At 65.9% G+C, this 19,227-nt stretch carries 21 protein-coding genes; 7 read left to right on the forward strand and 14 right to left on the reverse strand.

Annotated elements, in window-relative coordinates; all coding sequences use genetic code 11:
• Positions 1–38 precede the first annotated feature (38 nt).
• Positions 39–557, reverse strand: a complete 519-nt coding sequence (locus EJC49_RS17205; protein ID WP_342635359.1) for a glycosyltransferase — start codon at positions 555–557, stop codon at positions 39–41.
• Positions 558–690: 133 nt separating this feature from the next.
• On the opposite strand from EJC49_RS17205, the gene EJC49_RS17210 reads away from it, so the two are divergent.
• Both EJC49_RS17210 and EJC49_RS17215 read left to right on the forward strand, forming a co-directional pair.
• The gene (locus EJC49_RS17210) at positions 691–1,845 is read left to right on the forward strand and encodes a PA0069 family radical SAM protein (RefSeq protein ID WP_126701173.1); all 1,155 of its coding nucleotides are present in this window, start codon (positions 691–693) and stop codon (positions 1,843–1,845) included.
• 112 nt (positions 1,846–1,957) lie between these two features.
• Positions 1,958–2,665 carry a ribonuclease HII gene (locus tag EJC49_RS17215; RefSeq protein ID WP_126701174.1) on the forward strand — a complete coding sequence of 236 codons (708 nt, stop codon included), beginning with the start codon at positions 1,958–1,960 and terminating at the stop codon, positions 2,663–2,665.
• Positions 2,666–2,819: 154 nt separating this feature from the next.
• On the opposite strand, the gene EJC49_RS17220 is transcribed toward EJC49_RS17215, so the two are convergent.
• From EJC49_RS17220 to EJC49_RS17260, 9 genes are all read right to left on the reverse strand, one after another.
• Positions 2,820–3,299, reverse strand: a complete 480-nt coding sequence (locus tag EJC49_RS17220) for a F0F1 ATP synthase subunit B (RefSeq protein ID WP_126701175.1) — start codon at positions 3,297–3,299, stop codon at positions 2,820–2,822.
• A 10-nt stretch (positions 3,300–3,309) separates the two neighbouring features.
• Complete coding sequence (locus tag EJC49_RS17225) at positions 3,310–3,939, reverse strand: F0F1 ATP synthase subunit B (RefSeq protein WP_126701176.1); 630 nt, start codon at positions 3,937–3,939, stop codon at positions 3,310–3,312.
• A gap of 74 nt (positions 3,940–4,013) precedes the next feature.
• Complete coding sequence (locus EJC49_RS17230) at positions 4,014–4,238, reverse strand: F0F1 ATP synthase subunit C (protein WP_126701177.1); 225 nt, start codon at positions 4,236–4,238, stop codon at positions 4,014–4,016.
• A gap of 65 nt (positions 4,239–4,303) precedes the next feature.
• Positions 4,304–5,056 carry a F0F1 ATP synthase subunit A gene (locus tag EJC49_RS17235; RefSeq protein ID WP_126701178.1) on the reverse strand — a complete coding sequence of 251 codons (753 nt, stop codon included), beginning with the start codon at positions 5,054–5,056 and terminating at the stop codon, positions 4,304–4,306.
• 37 nt (positions 5,057–5,093) lie between these two features.
• A complete protein-coding gene (locus EJC49_RS17240) occupies positions 5,094–5,609 on the reverse strand; it encodes an AtpZ/AtpI family protein (protein ID WP_425358828.1) in 516 nt (171 codons plus the stop codon).
• A 108-nt stretch (positions 5,610–5,717) separates the two neighbouring features.
• Positions 5,718–6,905 carry a cell wall hydrolase gene (locus EJC49_RS17245; protein ID WP_245453443.1) on the reverse strand — a complete coding sequence of 396 codons (1,188 nt, stop codon included), beginning with the start codon at positions 6,903–6,905 and terminating at the stop codon, positions 5,718–5,720.
• Positions 6,906–7,028: 123 nt separating this feature from the next.
• Positions 7,029–8,465: a ribosome biogenesis GTPase Der gene (gene der / locus EJC49_RS17250; RefSeq protein WP_126701180.1), complete on the reverse strand. Its 1,437-nt coding sequence runs from the start codon at positions 8,463–8,465 to the stop codon at positions 7,029–7,031.
• 9 nt (positions 8,466–8,474) lie between these two features.
• A complete protein-coding gene (locus tag EJC49_RS17255; RefSeq protein WP_126701181.1) occupies positions 8,475–9,140 on the reverse strand; it encodes a tetratricopeptide repeat protein in 666 nt (221 codons plus the stop codon).
• 108 nt (positions 9,141–9,248) lie between these two features.
• Positions 9,249–9,821, reverse strand: coding sequence for an NnrU family protein (locus tag EJC49_RS17260; RefSeq protein WP_126701182.1), 573 nt, complete (start codon positions 9,819–9,821; stop codon positions 9,249–9,251).
• A 141-nt stretch (positions 9,822–9,962) separates the two neighbouring features.
• On the opposite strand from EJC49_RS17260, the gene EJC49_RS17265 reads away from it, so the two are divergent.
• On the forward strand, positions 9,963–10,937 hold the full coding sequence (locus EJC49_RS17265) for a polysaccharide deacetylase family protein (RefSeq protein ID WP_126701183.1): 975 nt from the start codon (positions 9,963–9,965) through the stop codon (positions 10,935–10,937).
• 24 nt (positions 10,938–10,961) lie between these two features.
• Here EJC49_RS17265 and sbmA read toward each other — a convergent pair whose 3' ends face one another.
• Together sbmA and EJC49_RS17275 are read right to left on the reverse strand one after the other, a co-directional pair.
• Positions 10,962–12,239: a peptide antibiotic transporter SbmA gene (gene sbmA / locus EJC49_RS17270; protein ID WP_126701184.1), complete on the reverse strand. Its 1,278-nt coding sequence runs from the start codon at positions 12,237–12,239 to the stop codon at positions 10,962–10,964.
• Positions 12,240–12,373: 134 nt separating this feature from the next.
• On the reverse strand, positions 12,374–13,543 hold the full coding sequence (locus EJC49_RS17275; RefSeq protein ID WP_126701185.1) for a YbfB/YjiJ family MFS transporter: 1,170 nt from the start codon (positions 13,541–13,543) through the stop codon (positions 12,374–12,376).
• Positions 13,544–13,952: 409 nt separating this feature from the next.
• Between EJC49_RS17275 and EJC49_RS17285 the strand changes: the two genes are divergently transcribed.
• The 4 genes from EJC49_RS17285 (at position 13,953) to EJC49_RS17300 (ending at position 17,625) form a co-directional block, all read left to right on the forward strand.
• Positions 13,953–14,870 carry a LysR substrate-binding domain-containing protein gene (locus tag EJC49_RS17285; protein ID WP_245453444.1) on the forward strand — a complete coding sequence of 306 codons (918 nt, stop codon included), beginning with the start codon at positions 13,953–13,955 and terminating at the stop codon, positions 14,868–14,870.
• A 114-nt stretch (positions 14,871–14,984) separates the two neighbouring features.
• A complete protein-coding gene (locus EJC49_RS17290) occupies positions 14,985–16,241 on the forward strand; it encodes an aminopeptidase (protein WP_126701187.1) in 1,257 nt (418 codons plus the stop codon).
• A gap of 67 nt (positions 16,242–16,308) precedes the next feature.
• Complete coding sequence (locus tag EJC49_RS17295; RefSeq protein ID WP_126701188.1) at positions 16,309–16,542, forward strand: hypothetical protein; 234 nt, start codon at positions 16,309–16,311, stop codon at positions 16,540–16,542.
• 486 nt (positions 16,543–17,028) lie between these two features.
• Positions 17,029–17,625 carry a Fic family protein gene (locus EJC49_RS17300; protein ID WP_126701189.1) on the forward strand — a complete coding sequence of 199 codons (597 nt, stop codon included), beginning with the start codon at positions 17,029–17,031 and terminating at the stop codon, positions 17,623–17,625.
• Positions 17,626–17,629: 4 nt separating this feature from the next.
• On the opposite strand, the gene EJC49_RS17305 is transcribed toward EJC49_RS17300, so the two are convergent.
• Together EJC49_RS17305 and EJC49_RS17310 are read right to left on the reverse strand one after the other, a co-directional pair.
• On the reverse strand, positions 17,630–17,980 hold the full coding sequence (locus EJC49_RS17305) for an ArsC family reductase (protein ID WP_126701190.1): 351 nt from the start codon (positions 17,978–17,980) through the stop codon (positions 17,630–17,632).
• A 370-nt stretch (positions 17,981–18,350) separates the two neighbouring features.
• Positions 18,351–19,226: an NAD(P)-dependent oxidoreductase gene (locus EJC49_RS17310; RefSeq protein ID WP_126701191.1), complete on the reverse strand. Its 876-nt coding sequence runs from the start codon at positions 19,224–19,226 to the stop codon at positions 18,351–18,353.
• Between the last annotated feature and the right edge of the window lies 1 nt (position 19,227).

Consider the following 19,227-nt stretch of genomic DNA (forward strand, 5'->3'; position numbering starts at 1 on the left):
AACGTCGGCGGCCGGGTTCGGCCCCGCCAAGCGCCCGGTCAGGCGTGTTCGCGGCGCGCGGGGGTGATTTCGGCGCCAATGCGGCGGCTGGAGAGGCGCCGGGCCAGCGTGTCGACCGCATCCCCGGGCCTGAGCTTGGCAAGCGCCTGACGCTTCGAGACCAGAAGTCCCTCCGACAGGGGCCTGCTGCGCGTCATCATGCGCGCCAGGAACCCGGCTTCGGGGGAGCGGGCACGCAGGAACCGCGCCGGCGTGGAAGCGTGCCCGACATGGGCGAAGACGGCGTCCACCCAGCCTTCCGACAGTTTGGAACCGGGTTCGACGAACAACAGCCAGTCCCCCTTGGCCCGGCGCACGCCATCCAGCAGATCGCCGCTCGACACCACGACACAGCCGGCATGATCGGCAATGGCGGCGGTCTGGTCGGTCGACCCGCGGTCGTGGACGAGAACCTCGCGCACGATGCCTTCGACCGCGCCCGACACGAGTGACGCGAGCGTTCGCGCGAGGGCGTCCTGATGGTTGCGGGTCTCGATCATCACCGTCAGCATCCTCATGGCATAATCGAAACGTTAGCCGAACGCCAGTGCTGCACCGCAGCAAGCCGAAGTTCTTGCTTTGTTCCGTTTTTCATAATAGGAATAGTTTCATGAGGCGGGCGATTCGTCCTCGCCGTACGGAGCATGAGACATGGAACAGATCGCGCGCGCGGACATTGCCGCCTTCAAGAGCGGAGATGCCGGTTTGGCCAATGCGATGATCGAGCAGAGCGGCGTACGGGTCGGCGAGCGACGTCGGCGCGGCCGCGCGGCCGGGATCAACCCCTCGGGCCGCTTCGAGGCGCTGCGGCGCGACGTCTTCGACGACGGGTGGGACACGATCGAGGATCTGCCGCCCTTCAAGACCGAAGTGCAGATGGAAAAGCCGCGCACGATCATCACGCGCAACGAGTCACCCGACATTTCGTTCGACCGATCGCTCAACCCCTATCGCGGCTGCGAGCATGGCTGCGTCTACTGCTTCGCCCGGCCGACGCATGGCTACATGGGGCTGTCGGCTGGACTCGATTTCGAATCCAAGCTGTTCGCCAAGCCCGACGCGGCGAAGCTGCTCGAGCGGGAACTCGCGAAGGACGGCTACCAGCCCAAGACGATCGCCATCGGCACCAACACCGATCCGTATCAGCCGATCGAGAAGCGCTACGGCATCATGCGCCAGATCCTGGAGGTGCTGGAAGCGCACAACCATCCCGTCGGCATCGTGACGAAGTCGGCGCTGGTGTCGCGCGACATCGACATCCTGTCGCGGATGGCCGAGAAGGGCCTGGCCAAGGTGGCGCTGTCGGTGACGACGCTCGACCGGCGGCTGGCACGGGCCATGGAGCCGCGCGCCGCGACGCCGACGCGGCGGCTGGAGGCGATGAAGGCACTGTCGGAGGCGGGCATCCCGGTTTCGGTGATGGTGGCTCCGGTGATCCCCGGCCTGACCGATCACGAGGTGGAGCGCATCCTCGATTCGGCGCACTCCGTCGGCGCGCGCGAGGCGGGCTACATCATCCTGCGGCTGCCCCTGGAGGTGAGCCCGATCTTCAAGGACTGGCTGCTGCGTCATTATCCCGACAGCTACCGTCACGTGCTGTCGCTGGTACGGTCCATGCGCGACGGCAAGGATTACGATTCGACCTGGGGGGCGCGCATGAAGGGCGCCGGCCCCTATGCCTGGCAGATCGGACGGCGCTTCCAGATCACGGCGCGGCGGCTTGGCCTGAACCAGAACAAGCGCGTGCTGCGCACCGACCTGTTCAAACCGCCGGCGCGCACGGGCGAGCAGCTTTCGCTGCTCTGACGCGACACCCTTCCGTCCGGCCACCCCGTCCTTGGCCTGACGGCGCCTTCCCGGTTCGCCCCGCCGGGACGGCCTTGCGGAGGGCCGGAAGCTCTGCGACCATCGCCGCACCATGAGTCGCTCCCCTTCTTCCGGTCCTCCGCTTCTCTTCGACATGCCGCTCAGGCCTGACTTCTCGATCGAGACGCGACTGCTGTCGCGCGGAACCGGGCCGGTATGCGGTCTCGACGAAGCCGGCCGCGGCCCCCTGGCAGGCCCTGTCGTCGCGGCCGCCGTCATCCTCGATCCGAAACGCATCCCCTCCGGGCTCGACGATTCCAAACGGCTGAAGGCGGCCGACCGCGAGCGGCTGTGCGAGGAGATCATCCAAACGGCGGTGGCGGTTTCCGTCGCGTCGGTCGCGGCCGCCGGGATCGATGAGATCAACATCCTGCGGGCCAGCCTGGAGGCCATGCGCCGCGCGGCCACGCTTCTCTGTGTGCCCCCAGGGCACGCACTGGTGGACGGACGCGACGTGCCGCCCGGCCTGCCCTGCGAGGCGCAGGCGCTGGTGAAGGGCGACCAGCGATCGCAGTCGATCGCGGCCGCCTCCATCGTCGCCAAGGTCACGCGCGACCGGATGATGACGCGCTGCGCTGCGGTGCACCCGGCCTACGGTTTCGAACTGCACATGGGCTATGCCACGGTCCGCCACCGTTCGGCGATCACCGAAGCGGGCGCGGTGATGCGAATCCACCGCATGAGCTTTGCACCGTTGAAGCTGGAACCAGTCGACGCTCCGGCAGAGGCATCGACCTTGCTGGAAGCGCAGCCGGGCTGACGGACCTCCGAAAGTCGTTCGCCGGACTGGACGTGCCCCCAGCCCCTCGACGTGCCCGCGCCCGAGGGACGCCTAAGAAAAATGCCGCCCGGAGGCGGCATCGACCAAGATGGGGAGCAAACAGGATCCGACAGCGCGGACGCCCGTCGGCGTCTCAGTTGAGCCGGGACTTCACATCCTGCACCGAGGACTTGAAGAGCTTCTCGGCCACCGTCGCGTCGACCTTGTCGGCGAGCAACTGGCGGGCCGCCGCCACGGCGATGTCGACCGCGTTCGAGCGAACCTCGTTCACCGCGTCGCGTTCGGCCTGGCCGATCTTCTGTTCGGCCAGCGCGGTACGGCGCGCCACGTATTCCTCGGTCTTCTGCTTGGCCTCGCGAACCAGCATGTCGGCCTCGTGCTTGGCGGACTCGATGATCTCGCCTGCCTCGCGCTCGGCTTCCTTGCGCTTGCGCTGGTATTCCGCGAGGAGCTGCTGGGCTTCCTCGCGCAGCCTGCGCGCCTGCTCGAGTTCGTCGCGGATCTTGTCGGCTCGGTTGTCGAGCGACTTGCCGACCATGCTCGGCACCTTCACGTAGACCATGAGGGCCAGGAAGATGACGAGGCCGACGGTAGCCCAGAATGTGGCGTCCATACCCGCTCTCCTACTTCGATGCCGCGCGAACGGCGGCCGAAACATCACCCTGGGCGACCGGATCGCCAATCAGGGCCTGAACGATGGCGCCCGCCGTTTCCTCGGCAATCGCACCGACGTCCTTCATGGCCGAAGCCTTGATGTCGGCGATGCGTGCCTCGGCCGCAGCGAGTTTCGTGTCCAGCGCCGCCTCGATCCGCTTGCGTTCGGCGTCGGCTTCCGCCTTGGCGCCGTCGCGAGCCTTCTGGCCGATCTGGCTGGCCTTCTTGCGCGCGTCGGCGAGACCCTGCTCGTAAGCGGCGATCGCCTCGTCGGCCTCCTGCTTCAGACGGGCGGCCTGATCCAGATCGCCGGCGATGCGGTCACGCCGCACCTCGAGGATGCCAGCCAGACGCGGCAAGGCCACGCGCTTCAGGAAAACGTAGAACAGGCCGAACGTAATCGCCAGCCAGAGAATCTGGGATGGGAAGGTCTGTGTCTCGAAGGGCGGAAAGGCCGCCTTGGCATGGCCATCATGAGCCACTTCGGTGCCCGTGACGACCTCTTCGGAGCCGACCACGGTCTCCCCGGAACCGACGACGGCTTCGCCGTCCGCCTGCCCGGTGGGGGCATCCTGAGCAAATGCCGGTGAAACAAACATCAGCGCTTCCTGTCAAATCCAGCCGGCCGCGACTGCCGCGGCCGGACGATCCTGCTCGTGCGAAACGCCAGCTCTTACGTGAAGAGCAGCAGCAGCGCGATGAGAAGGGAGAAGATGCCGAGCGCTTCGGTCACCGCGAAGCCGAACACCAGACGGCCGAACTGGCTGTCCGCCGCCGACGGGTTGCGCAGTGCACCCGACAGGTAGCTGCCGAAGATGTTGCCGAGGCCGAGCGCCGTGCCCGCCATGCCAAGGCAGGCGATACCGGCGCCGATCGCCTTTGCTGCTTCTACTTCCATGAGAGATCTCCTTGTTGAAGTCCAGTGATGGGGTTGTGTTTGCCGCGGCTGCAAGCAGCCGGAACTCAGTGTCCGTCGGGATGGAGCGCGTCGTTGAGATACATGCAGGTCAGCACCGCGAAAACGTAGGCCTGCAGGAAGGCGACGAGGAACTCGAGGCCGGTCAGCGCCACCGTCATGAACAGCGGCAGAACGGCGCCGGCGATGCCCAGCGCACCCATCGAGCCCATCGAGGCGATGAAGCCCGCGAAGACCTTCAGCGTGATGTGGCCGGCCAGCATGTTGGCGAAGAGACGGACCGAAAGGCTGATCGGACGCGAGAGAAAGGAAACGATCTCGATCGCGACGATCAGCGGCACGAGCAGCCCAGGCACGCCGCTCGGCACGAAGAGCTTCAGGAAGCCCATTCCGTGCTTCATGAAACCGTAGACCAGGACGGTGCCGATGACGAGCAGCGCCAGCGCGAAGGTGACGATGATGTGGCTCGTGACCGTGAAGAAGTAGGGGAACATGCCGAGCAGGTTGGCGAACAGCACGAACATGAAGAGGGAAAAGACGAAGGGAAAGAACTTCATGCCGTGCGAACCGGCGGCGTCGCGCAGCATGTTGGCCACGAACTCGTAGGACATTTCGGCCAGAGACTGCATGCGGCTCGGCACGAGCCCGCGATTGGCCGTCGACAGGAACAGGAAGGCGCTGGCCGAGACCACCGACACGACCATGAAGGCCGAGGAATTGGTGAACGAGAAATCGAGGCCGCCGATCTCGATCGGCACCCATCGCTGGATCTGGAACTGGGAGATCGGATCGTTGGCCAACGCTTACCACCTTGCCGTTCAGACGCCGCGGCGCCGTTCAATTCTTGCCGGAACCCTGGTCGTCCGTCCCGGACTTCCGAGTTCCGAATTCCGCCACCATGCCGGCCGAACGCAGGGCGTTCACCACACCGGCGGCAAATCCGAGCAACAGGAACACCACCAAGCCGAAAGGCGATGTCCCCGCATAGTAGTCGATGGCCCACCCGAGCGCCGCGCCCACAACGATGCCGGCGATGAACTCGCTGGACATTCGCAGTGCGCTGCCAACACCGGCCATGCCGCCCGTGCCAGACCTCTCCTTTTCGCTCACCGCAGGGCGCCGCGCCGTCAACGCCGCTTCGAGTTCCCTGCGCCTGCGGTCGAGATCGTCCGCACCGGCAATCCGCATCCCATCCTGCCCGGGCTGGTCTCCGTCAGTATCGCCTGGCCGTTCCGACATGGCGAACCAACCTCCCGCCCGTGCAATCCGGTCCGGACTGCCCGCTTCAAAGTCGCGCGCACCATAGTGAGGGGCGTTCGGGCAGTCAAGCCGATGAAGCCCCCCTTCACGCATGTTGTTTTTATTGATAGATCAACAGGTTAGCAGGCTGCGACAGATCGTCCGATCCGTTCTCCCCAGGATGTCCCGCGAATCCCGCCGAACACGCGCGCGCGTTCCGCCTCAGTTCCAGCCGCCATTATGGGTGCGATAGAAGACATGGAGGCCGATCTTCTTCATCTTTTCCATGGTCCCGGCCCAGCGCGGATTGACGTAGGTCGCGTGGTAGTGGGTCGACGAGCCGACCTCGGGAATGAAGATCTTGCCGGCCGTCACGGCCATGGAAACGTCGCGCGCCATCGCCCAATGTGCGGGGCTGGCGACCCGATCGCGGATGCCGTCGCAGGCGAAGGAGAACTGGCACCGGTTGCGCCAGTGATCGTTCTGGTAGACGACGCCGCAGATCGTGTCGGGATAGGCGGGGTTGCGGACGCGGTTGAGGATGACCTGGGCCACGGCGGCCTGGCCCTTGACGGTCTCGCCGCGCGCTTCGAAATAGACGCCCGCCGTCAGGCACTTCTGTTCGGCCTCGGAAAACACCGCCGCCGGCAGGGGCTTCTTCATCCAGGCGTGGTCGCCGTCTCCCATCGGCGGAATGAAGCGGCCTTCGTTCGGATCGGCCTCGCCCTTGAGCAGCGTGGCGAAGGGCGACAGTTCGGCAAAATCGGGCTTGGCCGGCGCATAGGCGGTGGCGAGGACGTCGGGCTTGGTGTTGGTGACGAGGCTGGCGAGCATGGCCGGGATGGCCGGATCGACCTTCTTTCTGGCACGCGGGTGGAAGGCGCCCGCGATCTCGATCTCCTGGCCCAGCGTCTGCGGCCGGTCGAACGCCATGATGATGTCCGCGCCGTCGAGATTCGGGTGCGTCAGCATCGAGGTTCGCTTGAAGACCGAACCGGCATTGAAGGATTTCGGCGGTGCGACCGGCGTCACGTTGACGATGCGGCCGCGCTTCTCGCTGCGGTTGACGCGGTCCTCGTCCGGCGTTTCGGAAGTGGAGCCATTCTTGGCCCGGAAGGCGACCGCGCCGACGCCCGGCGCGCGCATTCCGCCGCCGGAGATCGAGCCGGTGACGGTGGAATCCACGAACGGCATTTCGGCGGCATGGATGGAACCGGCGACGGATTTTTCCACGACGGATCGCCAGCGGGCATCGGATGCATCCGTGCCGGCAACGTAGCTTGCCATGTCCTGATAGGCAGCGACCGTGGGAAAGCCGAAGACGAAGCCGGCGCCAACCACGACGATGGACAGCAAGGAAGACTTGCGGGGCGTGGCGATGCCTCGCCGCGACGCGAATACTGGTTTCACCGGGCTACTCTCCAGGACGCCACTCGAACGACACTGGGAGTGACAATGAAGCATTAACCTTGAAGGACGGTTAACGGCGGCATTGTGGCATGCCGGTCGTTGTCCACGGGCCAATGGACACGCTCAGCGCGCGTGCTTGGCCTTGCCAGCATAGGGGTTTTCCGGCGCCCGCAGCATGATGCGGATCGGCACGCCCGGCATGTCGAAGCTCTCGCGCAGGCCGTTGGTCAGGTAACGGATATAGGACTGCGGCATGGCGTCGGGGCGCGAGCAGGAGATGACGAAGCCCGGCGGGCGGGCCTTCACCTGGGTGAGATACTTGATCTTGAGGCGCCGGCCGGCGACGGCGGGAGGCGGGTGATGGGCGAGCACGCCCTCCAGCCAGCGGTTCAGCCTGCCGGTCGAAATACGCCGGTTCCAGACCTCGTGCGTGGCGGTGACGGCTTCCATCAGACGGTCGAGGCCGCGCCCGGTCTCGGCCGAGACGGTAACCGCCCGGATGCCGCGCACCTGCGGCAACAGGCGGTCGGTCTTCTCGCGAAGCTCCGCCAGCAGCTCCTGCGGGTTGTCGATCAGATCCCACTTGTTGAAGGCGATCACAGCCGCCCGGCCCTCGCGGATGATGAGATCGGCGAGTTGGAGGTCCTGCTTTTCGAAGGGGATGGTGGCGTCGAGCACGATGATGACGACTTCGGCGAAGCGAATGGCGCGGATGCCGTCGGCGACCGACAGTCGCTCGAGCTTTTCCTGCACCCTCGACTTGCGGCGCATGCCGGCCGTGTCGAAGAGCTTCATCTTTCGGCCGCGCCATTCCCAGTCGACCGAGATCGAATCGCGGGTGATGCCGGCCTCGGGGCCCGTCAGCAGGCGCTCTTCGCCGACCAGCGCATTGATCAGGGTCGACTTGCCGGCGTTCGGGCGGCCGATGACGGCGATGCGCAGCGGCTTGGTGGCGTCGTAGGAGGGAACCTCCTCGGCCTCGGGATCGGCGATGTCCTCGCCGATGAGCACCTCCGGGACGAAGGATGCGGGCTCGTCCTCCTCGTCGGGCGGAAACACACGCTCCTCGCCGAGCGCTTCGATGATGGCCTCGCGCAGGTCGGGCATGCCCTGGCCGTGCTCCGACGAAATCGGGATCGGCTCGCCCAGGCCCAGTTCCCAGCCCTCGAGCATGCCACCCTGGGCGCCACGCGCCTCCGCCTTGTTGGCGACGAGCACCACCGGCTTGCCGGCGCGGCGGACGATATCGGCGAAGGCCCGGTCGTTCGGCGTCAATCCGGCCTTTGCGTCGATCATGAACAGGATGAGATCGGCTTCCGAGACCGCGAGCTCGGTCTGGGCCCGCATGCGGCCTTCCAGCGTGGCAGCAGCGGCGTCTTCGAAACCAGCGGTGTCGATGACATCGAAGCGCAGGTCGTAAAGCTTGGCGTCATGGATGCGCCGATCGCGCGTGACGCCAGGGGTATCGTCGACGAGCGCGAGCTTCTTTCCGGCCAGCCTGTTGAAAAGCGTGGACTTGCCGACGTTCGGCCGGCCGACGATCGCGATCTTGAAGGTCATCGGGGCGCGCTACGACGCATCGCCCGAACCGCGGATCAGTTCGGACATGAGGGTGGCCCGCTCGCGGACGTTGCGCGGGGCCAGGTTGTCGGCGGCGATCTGGTCGAAAAGCGTCAACGCATCGGCGCTGCGGCCTTCCTTCCAGGCGGCGAGGCCCAGCGCCTCGCGCGCGGAGTGGCGAAGCGAATTGGTGTCGGCCGTCAACGCCTCGACGCGCGACGAGACTTCGGCATAGGTGCCGCTGTCGACGAGGATGAGGCCGGCGCGCAGGCGCGCCATCTGCCGCACGGGCTCGTCGATGGCGCGATCGGCGGCCACCGCATCGAAGGCGGCAACGGCGCCCGCCTTGTCGCCCTTGGCGTCCAGCACCGTGGCCGCGCGCATGCGGGCAAGTACCGGATAGGCTCCGTAGCCGTCGGCCTGGAGCGATTCGAGCGCCGCGAGCGCTTCATCCGGCTTGTCGTCGGCCACGAGCGCGAGCGCCTGGGAGAAACGGTCGCCGGACGCATTGGCCTGGTTGGTGGTCCAGTACCGCCAGCCGACCCAGGCCGCGGTGGCGACGACGACGGCGACCGCGATGCCGATGGCGATGGGACCGAAGCGGTTCCACAGCGCCGTCGCCTGGTCGCGGCGCATTTCCTCGTTGACCTCGCGGATGAAACTGTCGTCCGACATCTATTCTGGTACCGTCATTCTGCACCCCGACCGGCGGTCGGGGCTCCCATGCCTGCGCCTTTTATCCGAAAATGGGGCTTATGGAAGGCCAACCGGCAAAATAGGCCCTCAGGCGCGCGCCAGGGGATCGGCGCCGAAGAGCCAGACATGCAGGCCGGAGATGAGAAGCACGTAGACCGCCACGCCAATGCCGATGGCCACGACGTCCCAGACCACCGGCCCGGTCGAGGTCGGCCCGACGTCGCCGCGCCGCTTCAGCGAGATGCGGTCGACGACCGCCCAGGCGAGGAAGCTGCCGAACAGCAGGATGGAGGCGAGTTCGCCATTGGCCAGCAGATGCGCGAAAGCCCAGATCTTCACCGAGAGCAGCATGGGGTGCTTCAGCATCTTCTTCAGCTTGCCGCCAGGCAGTTGGCTGACCGCGAGCGCGATCAGGGCGAAAAGCATCAGCAAGGCAGCGACGTGCTTCGTCCAGAGCGGGGGCTCATAGAGGACCGGCCCCGGCCAGGCGAGGGAATAGCCCCAGACGATGAGGACGAGGCCGACGGCCGAGACGATGGAGTAGAGGCCCCTCCAGCCATTGCCCATGGCGGCAAGCCTTGCGTCTCGCCATCCCGGCGCGACGATGCGGACGGAATGGATGCCGAGAAAAAGGATCAGTCCGAGAATGAGAACGAACATTCGGTGCCCCCGCGGTGCCTGGGCGGGAACCTATCCTGCCGGATCGATGTTTGGAACCGCAATTCGATGCACATCCCATCGTCGCCACAATTGCGGGCGACCTCTTCGCCTCTTCTTCCAGCCGCCGAGTCGTCCTTTCGAATGCATCTCATCAGCCGCCTTCTCGCATGCCTCCCGATCCTGGCGGTGACGACGCCCTCCCCGGCGGCCGGCCCGGACCAGCCCCGGCAGGTCGTGGTGATCTCCTTCGACGGTGCGCAGCACGTGGCGCAGTGGAAACGCAGCCGGGCACTGGCCGACCGCACCGGCGCGCGCTTCACCTACTTCCTGTCCTGCGTCTACCTGATGGCGCCCGAGCACCGCCAGCTCTACCAAGGGCCGGGGTATCGTGCCGGTCGCTCGAACGTCGGCTTCGGCACGTCGAAGGAAGACGTGGCCGAGCGGCTCGCCGAGATCTGGACGGCGAGGCAGGACGGCCACGAGATCGCCAGCCACGGCTGCGGCCATTTCGACGGCAAGGACTGGTCGAAGGCCGACTGGACGGCCGAATTCTCGGATTTCACCCGGATCGTCCGCGACGCCTTCACGATCAACGGCATCGAGGGCGAGCCGGAAGGCTGGCGCCGCTTCGCCGAGCGCGACATCCGAGGCTTTCGCGCGCCCTATCTGTCGACCAGCGAGGCGATGTTCGACGCCTTGTCGGACGCCGGGATGGACTATGACGCCAGCGGCGTGTCGAGGGGGCCGGCCGAACCCGGGACGCGGCGCGGCCTGCGGCTCTTTTCGCTGCCGATGGTGCCCGAGGGGCCGGCGGCGCGGCCCATCATCGCCATGGACTACAATCTGTTTGCCCGGCACACGAATGCCGAGGAAACGGACGATCGGCAGGGACGCTTCGAAGAACGGGCCTACCGCGCGTTCAAGGCGGCGTTCGACGAACAGCACGACGGCAAGCGCATCCCGCTCCAGATCGGCTACCATTTCACGCTGATGAACGGCGGCGCCTATTGGCGCGCGCTGGAGCGCTTTGCCGAGGAGTTGTGCATCAAGACGGACGTCGACTGCATCACCTACGAGGAACTGGACCGGCGCATCGGCGAGGCCGCCGACGGATGATGGCGCCTGTCGCCTGTCGCCTGATCAGGCTGGCGGCTGGTCCTGCGGCGCGACGCCCGCCTGTTCCCGTTCCAGATAGCGGCGGTCGATGTCGGGCAGTTCCTCGCCCTGCAGCACGGCCTCGAAGGCGCGCAGGCGCTTGTAGATCGACAACAGCTCGACGATCGTCGGCCAGGCGTTGACGAGATACTGGAACGACGAACTCACCTGGTTGAAGGCCGTCAGGATCTGCTGCAGCAGGCCGAAGGTGATGCGGCCGGCGGCAATGGTCGGAATCAGGATGAAATAGGCGAAGATGTTGTCTGCCTGGATGTAGAAGGAACGGGCGACGTTGAAGTACATGTAGTGGAAATAGAGCCGGAAGTAGTTCCGGCGAACGTTGTCGAAGAGCTCCCGCACGGTCGGTGGTTCGGCGCGGTCGGCATTGTCCTCGCCATAGACGAGTTCCTTGCGATAGGCGGCCTCGACACGCTGGTTCCTGAACTCGAGACCCGGCAGCTTGATGCCGACGACCGCCAGCAGCACCGTGCCGAACAGCGACCAGAAGATCGCGGCGTTCATCAAGGGGGCGGGGATCTCGCCGATGATCGGCAGTTCGGTCACGTTGGACGACAGGCCGTAGAGGATCGGCAGGAAGGCGATCAGCGTCATGACCGAATCGACCATCGAGACGCCGAGCCCTTCCACCGTGGAGGCAAAGCGCATCGTGTCTTCCTGCACGCGCTGCGAGGCGCCCTCGATCTTCCGCAGACGCGGCCAGTTGCTCATGTAGTAGTCGTTCATCGCCGTGCGCCAGCGGAAGATGTAGTGGCTGACGACGAAGCGCGTGACCACGAAGAGCGCGATCCACAGGAAGGCGATCTGCGCGAAGATCAGCAGCAGGGCGTAGAGGTCGGCCGGCGGAACGGAGGCCGGCGGCGTCAGCGCCTGCTGGACCATGTCGAAGAAGGGCCGGCGCCAGTTGTTGATGGCGACGCTGACCTGCACGGAGAAATAGGTCGAGAACAGGATGAAGGCCGAACCCAGGATCGACCAGTGCGCCCAGGGATGCGGCGAAAAGACATACCAGAAGGCCGCGAACAGCGCCGTGCAGACCACGAAGTAGATGTAGAACCAGAGGAATTCCGGCGACCAGAAATAATGCACGCCGACGATGGGATCGGCGTCAGCGGCGGCAGGCGGCATGCCGAAATTCGCGCCGAAATCGCGGGCGAAAGCATACCAGAGGATCATGACGAAGGTCGACCAGCCGACCACGGACAAGAAGAACAGCTTCGGCTTCGGGAAGAAGGACACGAACACGGCTGGGAACCTCGGATGCTGGGGCGGGGCTGTGCTGGCGCCGTCATCCGGCCGGACGATGGCCGTCCATCGATAGCCGTCTTTCGTTCGCGCGCAAGCAACAGTTTGGTGTAAAGGCGCCTGGCCCCGGCCGCTCAGCCCTGCCTTCGCCCTCCGGTCCAGGCGATGGCAGCGGCAGCGACGAGTGCAACCGCTGCGCCAGCCGAAGGCGCCGCGAAGCTGCCGGTCCAGTCGGCACCGAAACCGGCCAGGATCGGGCCGATGATCTGGCCGGTGCCGAAGGACGCAGTCATCAATGCGAAGACCCGGCGCGGCGCGGCGGGCGCGAGCTGGCGCGCCGCCTGGAGGCCATAGGCGGTGATGGCAATGAAGGTTCCGCCCAGAAGCGCGCCGCCCACGAGCGGCCCCGCCGGGCCGGGAACGCCGACGCTGGCCATCACGCCGACCGCCTCGACGAGACAGCCGAGGGCGAAGGTGGCCGTGAGGCCGATGCGCCGCACCGCCTTGCCCCAGAGCCAGACCGACGGCGCGCCGGCCAGGCCCGTGACCAGCCAGACCGTCGCTTCGAACAGGGGCCCCTGCCCGCTCTGACGCACGATCGCCACGAGGAAGGTCGCCGTGACGATGTAGCCGGCGCCGAAGATGCCATAGGCGAGGATGATGCGGGTCAGCGCCGGGCTTCTCGGCAGCCCGGGTTCGCGCGCCGTCGTTGGCGCGCCGACGGCCTGGGCGGCGCCGCCGGTGGCCAGGAAGTAGACCGCGAAAAAGGCGATGAGCGAGATCACGGCGGCGCCAAGCCATCCGGCGCGCCAGCCAGCATCGGCCCAATAGAGCCCGCCGGTGAGCAGCGCCGAGATGGCGATGCCGCCGCCGACGCCGCCGAAATGGGCCGCCTGCAGGTCGGAGCGGCCGGCCAGCGCCAATCTCGAAAACACGATGGAGCCCATGAAGATCATGACGAAGGCGCTGGCGACGCCGGCGAGGAAGCGAAGGGCGAGGAAGACCGGCAGCGTGTCGGCCGCGCCCATCCATGCGAGAAGCAGGCAGTTGACGCCGAGCCCCGCCAGCATCAGCCGCCGGTCCATGCCATGCGCCCAGCCGCCGGCCGCCAAGAGCGCGCCGACGAGATAGCCGCAATAATTGGCCGAGGCGATCAGCCCGGCGTCCGACGCGCCGATGGAGAGCCCCTCCATCATGCCCGGAAGAAGGGGCGTGTAGACGAAGCGGCCGATCCCCATGGCCGCCGCCATGGCGATCAATCCGGCGATGGCATAGCGCTGCGGCGCGGCGGTCTCGGGCGTCATGGGCGGATCATAGGAGGCCGCCTTGGCCTTGGAAATGCGGCGGCGCCGCCAATCCGGTGGACCAGCGGAAGACATGCGTCAGGCTGCGCAGGTCTCCCGGTCCGCATGTTTGCGACAGACCGGTCCCGCCTCTGACGAATGGGGAGACGTACCGCGAGGAAACGGAAGGTCTGCCAGTTCCCGGGCGTCCATGCGGGCGATCGCCGGGTGGGAGAGCGGATCGACGAGCCAGGTCCGATCATGCTCCCGATGGACCGCTCGCGGTTCGAGAACGCGTTCGAGCCAGCGGCAAAGCATTGAGACCAACTTCGGCATCTTCCGTTCCTCATACCGGTATGCGATGCCTTTAAATTACGGCTTTCCAGCCACTTCGACGATCCAGAAGTTCGATCAACGGGTTTAGAAAAACTTGAACGGAAATCTGAATGCGGTGCACCTGAACGGCCTGCGAGCCGTGGAAGCGGTGGCGCGAACCGGATCGTTGCAGGCGGCCGCCGACGAACTCGGCGTATCGGCGAGCGCGGTGAGCCAGCAGGTGAACCGCACCGAGAAGCAGATCGGCAGGGCGCTGTTCCGCCGAACCTCACGCGGTCTGGTGCCCACCGATGCAGGCATCGCGTTCTTCGCGCGACTGTCGGCCGGGTTTCGCGAACTCGACGCGGCGGTCGGGCGGGTGCGGGAGGCCAGTGCCGACACGCTCGTCGTGTCCGTAGCCCCTGCCTTCGCGACGAAATGGCTGGTGCCGCGCCTGCGGTTTCATTTCGACCGCCATCCGGACGTGCTGGTGCGCGTCGACGCGACGGGACGGCTGGTCGATCTGGCGGGCTCCGACGTCGACGTGGCGATCCGCATGGGCGATGGACACTGGCCGGGCGTCGACGCCGAACTGCTGTTGCCGCAACAGGTCTTCGTCGTCGCCGCCGCCGCCAAGGCCGAACGGATCAGGACGGTTGACGATCTCGCCCGCGAGACCTCGATCGACGACGATTCGTCGCGGATGGTGACCTGGGAGCGCTGGTTCGAGGCGGCGGGCATCGAGCCGGTGCGGCCGCTGCAAGGGGCGCGGCTCAACGATCCGCTGCTGTGCATCGATACGGTGATCGCCGGCCAGGGCATCACGCTCGCCTGGCAGCTGATCTGCGCCGACGCGCTGGCCGACGGGCGGCTCGCCGCGCCGCTGCCGATCAAGGCCGATCTCGGGTTCGGCTTCTACGTCTGCACGGCGGCCGGCGAACGGCCATCGCGCAAGGTGCGCGACTTCATCGCCTGGATTCGCGAGGAGATGGTCGAGACAGCGAGGCTGCACGCGAGGCTGCCAGCGACGTGAGTCGGAAAGGCGCTTCCGCGCGCCACGCGCCGATGGACCACGGCGGCGGTGGAAAGCGGCGCGCGGCGGGTCTATGTAACGGGCAACCGACTGGCACCAGCACAGGATCCTTTCATGACATCGCATCCGCGCGCCCTTTCCGCCTCGATCGACCCGGTCAGGCTCGACCGGCTGGCCGAGGTGGCCGTCAAGGTGGGGCTGCAGTTGCAGCCCGGGCAGGACCTGGTGATGACCGCGCCGGTGGCCGCTCTGCCGCTGGTGCGCCGGATCGTCGAGCATGCCTACAAGGCCGGCGCCGGGCTGGTGACGCCGTTCCTGTCGGACGAGGAGGTGACGCTCGCCCGCTTCCGCCACGGCCGCGAGGAGAGCTTCGACCGCGCCGCCGGCTGGCTCTACGAAGGCATGGGCAAGGCGTTCTCGGCCAATGCGGCGCGGCTGGCGATCGCCGGCGACAACCCGATGCTGCTGGCCGGCGAGGATTCCGCCAAGGTGTCGCGCGCCAACAAGGCGAATTCGATGGCCTACCAGCCGGCGCTGGAAAAGATCGCCGGCTTCGACATCAACTGGAACATCGTCTCCTACCCCAACCCGTCCTGGGCCAAGGTGATGTTTCCGGACGACGAGGAGGACGTGGCGGTGGCGAAGCTCGCCGAGGCGATCTTCGCCGCCTCGCGCGTCAACACGGACGATCCGGTGACGGCCTGGGCCGAGCACAACGCGGCGCTGCGCACCCGCACGGTGTGGCTGAACGGCAAGGCCTTCGCCGCGCTGCGTTTCACCGGGCCGGGCACGGATTTGACGGTGGGCTTGGCCGACGGCCACGAGTGGCACGGCGGCGCCTCGACGGCGAAGAACGGCATCACCTGCAACCCCAACATCCCGACCGAGGAGGTGTTCACCACGCCGCACGCGCTGCGCGTCGACGGGCACGTGGGGAGCACCAAGCCGCTCTCCTACCAGGGCACGCTGATCGACGAGATTTCCGTGCGCTTCGAGGCCGGGCGGATCGTCGAGGCCAAGGCGTCGAAGGGGCTGAACGTGCTGGAAAAGGTGCTCGACACCGACGAGGGCGCGCGGCGGCTGGGCGAAGTGGCGCTGGTGCCGCATTCCTCGCCGATCTCGCAGAGCGGGCTGCTGTTCTTCAACACCCTGTTCGACGAGAACGCGGCCAGCCACATCGCGCTCGGCCAGTGCTATTCGAAATGCTTCCGAAACGGCGCGACGATGACGCCCGACGAGATCGCCGCCGCCGGCGGCAACAAGAGCTTCATCCACATCGACTGGATGATCGGCTCGGGCGCAATCGACGTCGACGGCGTGCATGCCGACGGGACGGCGGAGCCGGTGATGCGCAAGGGCGAGTGGGTGTAGCGGGCTGCGGCTTCCGGCCGCGCCGAAGCCGTGCTAACCGCCTGCGCAACGACCAAGGAGCAACACCGTGACCGAACCGACCGTGGCCGAGGCCACCGACCGCATCTACGCCTCGATCAAGGCCGACAATGCCGATCTCGACGCCCACATCGCCACCCTCAAGGCCGCGATGGCGCGCGAAGGGCTGAAGGAGGCCGTGTTCGAGACGGCGAAACTCGCGGAAAACAACCGCTCGGGCCGCAAGCTGATGCAGGCCTATTTCCGCCAGCGCGGCGTGAAAGTGGCGTTCAAGACGGAATGAGCGGCGCGGGGTTGGTGGGCGGCGGGCCGGTTAAGCTGGATCTGCATCGCAACGAAATGTTGAAGCTTGCCCGAGGCGATAGCGATACGATTCCGACCCAATCGTCACAGCGGTTGTGATTTGACCCGAGTGGCAAATCGGCATAGTGATTTTCCTGCAAGAACGGGCCTAGAACGAATCCGGGAACGGTTCTTTAATCACAATCGTTTTTCGTTTGATGCCAGTTGGCAGTGCGATCGAATCAGAAAATTCAAAGCCGGAGATGGTGAGATGGCGAACCGCAAACAGTTCTTGAGCGACACTGCGATTGACCCGGAATTGACTGCTCTTCTGGAGACAGCGCGCAAAACTCCTGTAACTGACGCACAGCTGTCTGAGCAGCGGATTAGTTTTGCGTTCGGCAACTCGCCGGATTCGGAGTATATAACGAAAGAATCAGTTCGAAAGGCTTCTCATTCCATTCGGCTCGCTTCCTAAAGGTGTTCATTGTCAGTCCGTGAAAAGGACAACCCTCAGTTTTTCGCTAGGATCCAGGAGCAAAATCTGCTCCGCCAATACGACCTGCTGACTAACTGCATCGAAATCGGACTGGAGAAGGGGATCGAAGCGTTTGACAAATACACGCTTTGGTCCCTCAATCACGCTGCCGTAACAAATATCGCGCAATTCGGCGGCCGCTTTCGCGAGCAACCTATTTATGTGGGGAAACATATACCGCCACATTTTGATCAAGTGCCTCACTTGATGGACCAATTCTTGTCAGTAGTGCACGAGAATTGGTCAATCAATGAACATCCGACAACGCTAGCAGCTTATGCGCTCTGGCGCATGAACTGGATTCATCCTTTTGTAGAGGGAAATGGGCGAACGGCGCGTGCTGCCTGTTACTACCTCATCTGTATGCGATACGGTGAGCTTCTTCCAGGTACAAAGATAGTCCCTGAGCGTATCCGGGAAAATCGTGCACCTTATTACGCGGCGCTAAAAGAAGCGGATAAGCACTGGGCGAATGGACACTTCGACGTATCGCAGCTTGCCGATTATCTGCAGCAGCTTCTGAAAGCACAGTTGGCGGAAGTCTGATCTACTACCCCCCAAACACCCCCGCATAGACCTCCGGCTTGAACCCCACCGTCAGCCGCCCGTCCACGTCCAGCACCGGGCGCTTGATCATCGAGGGCTGGGCCAGCATCAGGCGCTTGGCCTTCTCCGCGTCGAGGTCGGCCTTGTCGGCGTCGGGTAGGTTGCGGAAGGTGGTGCCGGCGCGGTTGAGCAGGGGTTCCCAGCCGAGCGCGTCGATGAAGCCTTGCAGGCGGGCGGGGTCGATGCCTTGGGTCTTGTAGTCGTGGAAGGCGTAGGCGACGCCGTTCGCGTCGAGCCAGGCGCGGGCCTTCTTCATCGTGTCGCAGTTCTTGATGCCGTAGATCGTGACGGGCATGGTCGGGTCTCCTTGGGGGGTGGGTAGCTAGCGCCAGGACGAGTAGCAGCGGTTCTTTCGATCAACCAACGGCGCCGCCCCTCATCCGGCTCGGGCCGTCCTGCGGACCTCCCCGGACCCTGGGGGGACAAGGAGCCGCCGCCTCAATGGCGGCACCGGGCCTTCAACTCAACGGTGGGCAAAGCCGTCAAGGAAGGCGTTCTTCCATCGTTTACGGCAACCGCGTGCGGCTTGGCCACGCCCCCTCCACCACTTCGTGGTCCCCCTCCCCCGCTTCGCAGGGGAGGATAGCGGCGTGGCGGCCTGCCTCGGCCGTGATCCTCCCCCGTTCACGCGGGTTCCAAAGGACGGCCGTGACACGCGGCAAGTATCAATCCTCGCCCTGCCAGGCCTTGAAGGCTGCGGAGTGGTCGATGGTTCCGCCCAGGCGGTCGAGGGCGGCCTGCCACCAGCGGTTGGTTTCGTCGACGATCGGCAGGGTCTGGCCCATCGCGTCGGCGAGATCGGCGGCGATGCCGACGTCCTTGGCGAGCAGGCCGAGCGCGAAGCCGGTGGCGAAATCGCCCGTCAGCACGTGCTGGGCAAAGACGTTCTCGGTGGAGAAATTGCGGCCGGTGGAGACGTTCATGATCTCGACGGCGACCTTGGGATCGAGGCCGAAGCGGCCGGCGACGATCAGCGCCTCGGCGACGGCAGCGAAACCGGCGGCGGCCACGAAATTGTTCAGCGCCTTCATGGCGTGCCCCGTGCCGAGCGTGCCGGTCTCGAAGACGCGGTTGCCCATGGCCATCAGCACCGGCTTCGCGCGCTCCGACAGCGCCGGATCGTCGCTGCCCAGCATGATGGTGAGCGTGCCGGCGACCGCGCGCGGCACCGCTCCCGACACCGGCGCGTCGACGAAGCCGATGCCGCGCTCGGCGAGCAGCGGGCCGAGATCGCGGCTGCCGATCGGATCGGACGAGCTCATGTCGATCAGCATCGAGCCGGGTGCGAGCGCGGCGGCCAGCCCGCCGTCGAGCATGACCTCGCGCACGATGCGGCCGGTTGGAAGCATGGTGACGACGACGTCGCAGGCCGCGCCGAACTCGGAAAGCGTTGCCGCCGATGCCGCGCCGATGTCGGCCGCGTGCGCCTTCGCGGCTTGCGGGTTGGCGTCGTAGAGCGTCAGCGGGAAACCCGCCTTCGCCAGATTGGCCGACATCGGCCTTCCCATGTTGCCGATGCCGACGAAACCGATCCGTTCCATC

The organism is Aquibium carbonis, from assembly GCF_003970795.1.
Taxonomy (GTDB): Bacteria; Pseudomonadota; Alphaproteobacteria; order Rhizobiales; family Rhizobiaceae; genus Aquibium; species Aquibium carbonis.

Coding starts and splice junctions, on each gene's coding strand:
- EJC49_RS17205 (WP_342635359.1), bottom strand. CDS start 557: ATGAGGATGCTGACGGTGATGATCGAGACCCGCAACCATCAGGACGCC.
- EJC49_RS17210 (WP_126701173.1), top strand. CDS start 691: ATGGAACAGATCGCGCGCGCGGACATTGCCGCCTTCAAGAGCGGAGAT.
- EJC49_RS17215 (WP_126701174.1), top strand. CDS start 1,958: ATGAGTCGCTCCCCTTCTTCCGGTCCTCCGCTTCTCTTCGACATGCCG.
- EJC49_RS17220 (WP_126701175.1), bottom strand. CDS start 3,299: ATGGACGCCACATTCTGGGCTACCGTCGGCCTCGTCATCTTCCTGGCC.
- EJC49_RS17225 (WP_126701176.1), bottom strand. CDS start 3,939: ATGTTTGTTTCACCGGCATTTGCTCAGGATGCCCCCACCGGGCAGGCG.
- EJC49_RS17230 (WP_126701177.1), bottom strand. CDS start 4,238: ATGGAAGTAGAAGCAGCAAAGGCGATCGGCGCCGGTATCGCCTGCCTT.
- EJC49_RS17240 (WP_425358828.1), bottom strand. CDS start 5,609: ATGCGTGAAGGGGGGCTTCATCGGCTTGACTGCCCGAACGCCCCTCAC.
- der (WP_126701180.1), bottom strand. CDS start 8,465: ATGACCTTCAAGATCGCGATCGTCGGCCGGCCGAACGTCGGCAAGTCC.
- EJC49_RS17255 (WP_126701181.1), bottom strand. CDS start 9,140: ATGTCGGACGACAGTTTCATCCGCGAGGTCAACGAGGAAATGCGCCGC.
- EJC49_RS17260 (WP_126701182.1), bottom strand. CDS start 9,821: ATGTTCGTTCTCATTCTCGGACTGATCCTTTTTCTCGGCATCCATTCC.
- EJC49_RS17265 (WP_126701183.1), top strand. CDS start 9,963: ATGCATCTCATCAGCCGCCTTCTCGCATGCCTCCCGATCCTGGCGGTG.
- EJC49_RS17275 (WP_126701185.1), bottom strand. CDS start 13,543: ATGACGCCCGAGACCGCCGCGCCGCAGCGCTATGCCATCGCCGGATTG.
- EJC49_RS17290 (WP_126701187.1), top strand. CDS start 14,985: ATGACATCGCATCCGCGCGCCCTTTCCGCCTCGATCGACCCGGTCAGG.
- EJC49_RS17305 (WP_126701190.1), bottom strand. CDS start 17,980: ATGCCCGTCACGATCTACGGCATCAAGAACTGCGACACGATGAAGAAG.
- EJC49_RS17310 (WP_126701191.1), bottom strand. CDS start 19,226: ATGGAACGGATCGGTTTCGTCGGCATCGGCAACATGGGAAGGCCGATG.